Raw genomic sequence first — 4,121 nt, forward strand, 5'->3', positions numbered from 1 at the left:
GCCAGTCGCAGGGAGCGGGGGCCGCGCTGGTCACCGCCACCCGGGCCACCGAGCTGGGGGCGCCCTCGGGGCTGGACTTCCGGGGCGTCGTGGCCACCGGCGCGCCGGCCAACCTCGAGCACCTCTTCCAGTGGGGCGGGCCGGGCTTCCCCCCGGTGTCGCTGCCCACCGGCCTCAACCTCTACGCCTTCTACATCCTCGCCGGCCTGCGTGACCAGCACCCCGAGTTCGAGCTCGACCAGTTCCTCACCCCGCGGGGCCGTGAGATGGTCGACTCCGCCGAACAGCTCTGTTACGAGGACATGCGCGCGGCGGTGGGCGATTTCCAGATCTCCCAGGCGCTCACCCGGCCGGTCAGGGACATCCCGGACGTCTTCGGCCATCTCCAGCGGTACATGGGGACCCCGGCCACCGGGTACGACCGCCCGGTCTTCCTGGGCCAGGGCCTGCTCGACCTGGACGTGCCCGCGCCCTCCGCGCTGTCCCTCGCGGCGGAGATGACCCTGAACCGCCAGCCACTCGAGTTGCACGTCTATCCGGACAGGGACCACAGCGGGACGGTCTATGCGGCGACGCCGGACGCCACCGCGTTCCTGAACCGGGTGATGGGCTGAGCAGAATCCCGCAGTTGGACACGCCGTCACCATGCCGTTCCACATCGGGCGCGGCAGGAGCCGGTCGACGCCACATCAACGATGTGACGTAATCCACAATCGTTACCTACTTGTCACATGAGAATTTCCGAGTAGAGTCCTCGCCATCGCCGCGCGGGGATGTTCAGGGACTCCCCGCGCGGCTGACTTAATTTCGACGCCGCCCGCATTTCGGCCGAGGCGCCCGACTCTAGAACGTGTTCTAGTATCGTGACTCCCATGAGCTCTCTCGACTTCGAGTCCACCAGCAGGACCCTCACCGCCGGCCGCTTCGAGCTGCACTTCCACGAGGCGGGGGAGCAGAGCGTGACCGAGCCGGAGAGCACGGTCCCGGTCCTGTTCCTCCACGGTTCCGGCCCGGGCGTCACCGCGTGGTCCAACTTCTCCGGCAACTTCCCCGTCTTCGCCGAGCGATTCCACACGATCCTGCTGGACATGCCGGGCTTCGGCAGGAGCTCGGACCTGGAGTGGGAGAAGGCCTACCCCCTGATCGCCGCCGAGGCGATCGACGCGTTCTGTGAGGCCAAGGGCATCGAGAAGGTCGACATCATCGGCAACTCGATGGGCGGCAACGTCGCCTGCGAGACCGCCCTGGCCTACCCCGGCCGCGTCCGCAAAATGGCGCTCATGGGCCCCGGTGGACTGGCCGCGCCGCTGTTCACGCCCGAGCCCAGCGAGGGCTCGCGGCGCCTGTTCGACTTCCTGGCCTCGCCCTCCGACGAGTCCATGGCCGCCTGGGTCGACACGATGGTGGGCAACAAGAAGGTCGTCTCCGACGAGCTGATCCGCGCGCGGACCGAAGCCGCCACCGCCCCGGGGGCCGTCGAGCGGATGTACGCGATCTTCGGATCGATCCTCAAGCCCGAGAACGCCTACACGCCGCTCTACGCACGGGCCTCCCAGATCCGCCAGGAGACGCTGCTCATCTGGGGCCGCGACGACCGCATGCTGCCCTACGAGCAGGCGCACTTCGCGTTCCGGCAGCTCCCCCGCGCCGAGCTCCACGCCTTCTCGCGCTGCGGGCACTGGGCGATGATCGAACAGAAGGACAAGTTCGAGCGCCTGGTGATCGACTTCCTGCTCAACTGACCCGCTAGCCTCGGGGCATGAGCGAGTCGCCGCAGCCCGACCAGCCCGCCGCGGAACAGCCCTCTGCGGAACAGCCCACCGTGGATCCGCGCACCGGCGAGGACCTGTCCTGGAAGAGCACCCCGGTCGCGATCGTCCTGCTCGACCGTCCCGCACCAGGCCACGCCGAGGTCGGCGACCTCCTCGCCGAGATCTTCGAGGGCTCCTACGAGGTCGATCCCGGGACGGACGACGATCCCGCGACCGGCGTGTCGGTCGAGGACGTCACGGTCGTCACCACCCCGCTCGACCTCCCCGTGGCCGACGGCGAGGCGTCCCGCTACACCGAGAACCTAGCCATCTGGAACGGCGGCCAGAGCGTGGTGGACACGCATCGCTCCCAGGTCGTCGTGGCCGCCTTCCGCCTCGGCCCGACAGGCGACGACGGCGAACCGGGCGAACCCGAGTACCTGGACCCCAGGCTCGAGACGCTCCGGTGCGAACTCGCGGTGGCCACGGTGACCGCCGCCCTGACCGCCCTGCCCGGCGCGATCGCGGTGAGCGTGGGCGGCGCGGCCACCACCCTGCCGGCCGGCCCCTACCGCGATCTCGTCGCCGGCAACCCGCTCCCGGTGCCCGCCCTCGTCGGGGTGCGGTCGGGCATGCAGTCCGAGACCACCTCGTGCGTCTACACCAGCGGGCTCGGGCGCTTCGGCCGACTGGACATGGAACGGCTCGACGTCGCCGGGCCCCCGGGCGCCCTCTACGGGCAGATGTGCGACCTGGTCGCGTACTCGCTGGGCTCGGGCACCGTGTTCCAGCCCGGCCAGGCCCTCGAGGTGGGCGGGCCGCAGCCCCTGCTCACCAGCGTCGAGACCTCACCGTTCACCGGGCAGCAGGTCCTGCGCCTCACGCCCGGCTGAGCACGGACCCGGCGTCAGGGCCGCCGGTTGGTGGTCCGCTCCACCACCAACCGCGTGGTGGCCGCCAGCTGGAACGGCCGGACGACGGGCTCGATACGACTGGTCAGCCGTTCCTTCTTGAGCCTGGCGATCACGCTGCGGACCAGCTCGGGCAGGGGAGTGCCCGAATGGTCGACCAGCGGGTAGATGCGGACCTCCGGGGCGACCCTCGCCATCTCGACGATCGCGTCGACATGGTCGGCCGTGCTCATCCGGTCCGCGTAGGTGAACAGAAGGTGGGAGCACAGGACGAGGTCGGCCGAGTCGGAGGCCAGGGGTAGATCCGGGAGAGCGCCGGCGACGTACCTCCCGGGCGCGACCTCGAGGTCGGCGAGCATCGACTCCGCCGCGGTCCGGCGGACGGATTCGTGACCGACCACGCCGCCCCGGACGTCCCAGTCGTAGTCGAGGTCCCGGGAGTGGAAGTGGGCCAGGGATCGATCCAGGTCCGCCAGGACCCGTTCCCGCAGGTCGCCGCCACCGAGCGCGTACTGCGGATCCACCGCGATCGCGTCCCCGCCCGCCGCGCAGATCTCCGCCACCGCGCTGGCCGCCCCGCCCGGGCAGTCGACGATCCGCCCACCCAGGTCCGCGTCGTCGAGGCTGAACATGTCGGTGTACTCCGCCAGCGAGCGCGCGCTCACCAGGACGTCCGATTCCGACAGCGGTAGGTGGATGGTTCGGGGACTTGCGGTCACCTGGACGTTCTCCTCGATCAGGTCGGGATGGGCCGGTCTCGGCCGTGGTCCTCTCCGGGCCGAACCGTGGTCCGGTGTGGACCGTGCTCCCGACTGATGATCGGCCCACCCGTTCCCGGTGGGTCCGTGACGCGCGTCCTACGCCGAGGCGGGGTGGGCGAGGTGAGCGGCGCGGATCCACCGGGGTTCGCATCGCCAACACATGAGCACGTCGTTCTGCACGGCGTCACGGTAACAGCGCCCTCCGACACCGGCCACCGATTCGACACCGGTGCACCGAACCCTGACGTCCGGCCCGGAAGTGACGTGCCCCACCAGTAGAACGGACACACGTTATAGTTTTGTCCACCGCGGCATGCGCGCAGAGTCGTTCCGCCAGCACCGATACTGGAGAACACGTGAGATCACCGTCACCGGACCGGGCCGCCACCCGCGGCCTCTCCCCTCTCGCCGGGGCGCTCGCGCTCGGACTGGTCGTGGCCCTGGCTCCGGCTCTCGCGACCGGCGCGGCCCCGGAGGCCGCCGCGCAGGGTTCGTCCGACCACGGTTCGTCCAACGCCCCGGACCGGACGGCGTTCTACACCCCACCGGCGCAGCTGCCCGCGATTCCCGGCACGGTGATCCGCAGCGAGCCCATGGTCATCACGCCGAGCGTCCCGGACCTCGTCGCGGGCGGTGCCCTGTCCGCCGACGCCCAGCGGATCATGTACCGCTCGACCGGCGCGGCGGGCGGGCCCGTC

The 4,121-nt window shown here is 70.5% G+C and carries 4 protein-coding genes and 1 pseudogene; 4 read left to right on the top strand and 1 reads right to left on the bottom strand.

Going from position 1 to position 4,121, the window contains the following annotated elements:
• The 3 genes from G6028_RS11090 to G6028_RS11100 form a co-directional block, all read left to right on the top strand.
• Nucleotides 1-614 (top strand): prolyl oligopeptidase family serine peptidase (locus G6028_RS11090; RefSeq protein ID WP_182658876.1); only part of this gene is annotated, 614 nt, incomplete at its 5' end.
• 258 nt (nucleotides 615-872) lie between these two features.
• Entirely contained in the window at nucleotides 873-1,742 is an 870-nt protein-coding gene (locus G6028_RS11095) for an alpha/beta fold hydrolase (protein WP_179523966.1), read from the top strand.
• A gap of 17 nt (nucleotides 1,743-1,759) precedes the next feature.
• A complete protein-coding gene (locus G6028_RS11100) occupies nucleotides 1,760-2,644 on the top strand; it encodes a hypothetical protein (RefSeq protein ID WP_182658877.1) in 885 nt (294 codons plus the stop codon).
• Nucleotides 2,645-2,658: 14 nt separating this feature from the next.
• On the opposite strand, the gene G6028_RS11105 is transcribed toward G6028_RS11100, so the two are convergent.
• The gene (locus tag G6028_RS11105) at nucleotides 2,659-3,381 is read right to left on the bottom strand and encodes a class I SAM-dependent methyltransferase (RefSeq protein ID WP_182639488.1); all 723 of its coding nucleotides are present in this window, start codon (nucleotides 3,379-3,381) and stop codon (nucleotides 2,659-2,661) included.
• 398 nt (nucleotides 3,382-3,779) lie between these two features.
• Between G6028_RS11105 and G6028_RS11110 the strand changes: the two are divergent.
• Nucleotides 3,780-4,121: pseudogene (locus G6028_RS11110) on the top strand (lipase family protein); the annotation flags it as partial.

The organism is Dietzia cercidiphylli, from assembly GCF_014145145.1.
GTDB classification, from domain to species: domain Bacteria; phylum Actinomycetota; class Actinomycetes; order Mycobacteriales; family Mycobacteriaceae; genus Dietzia; species Dietzia natronolimnaea.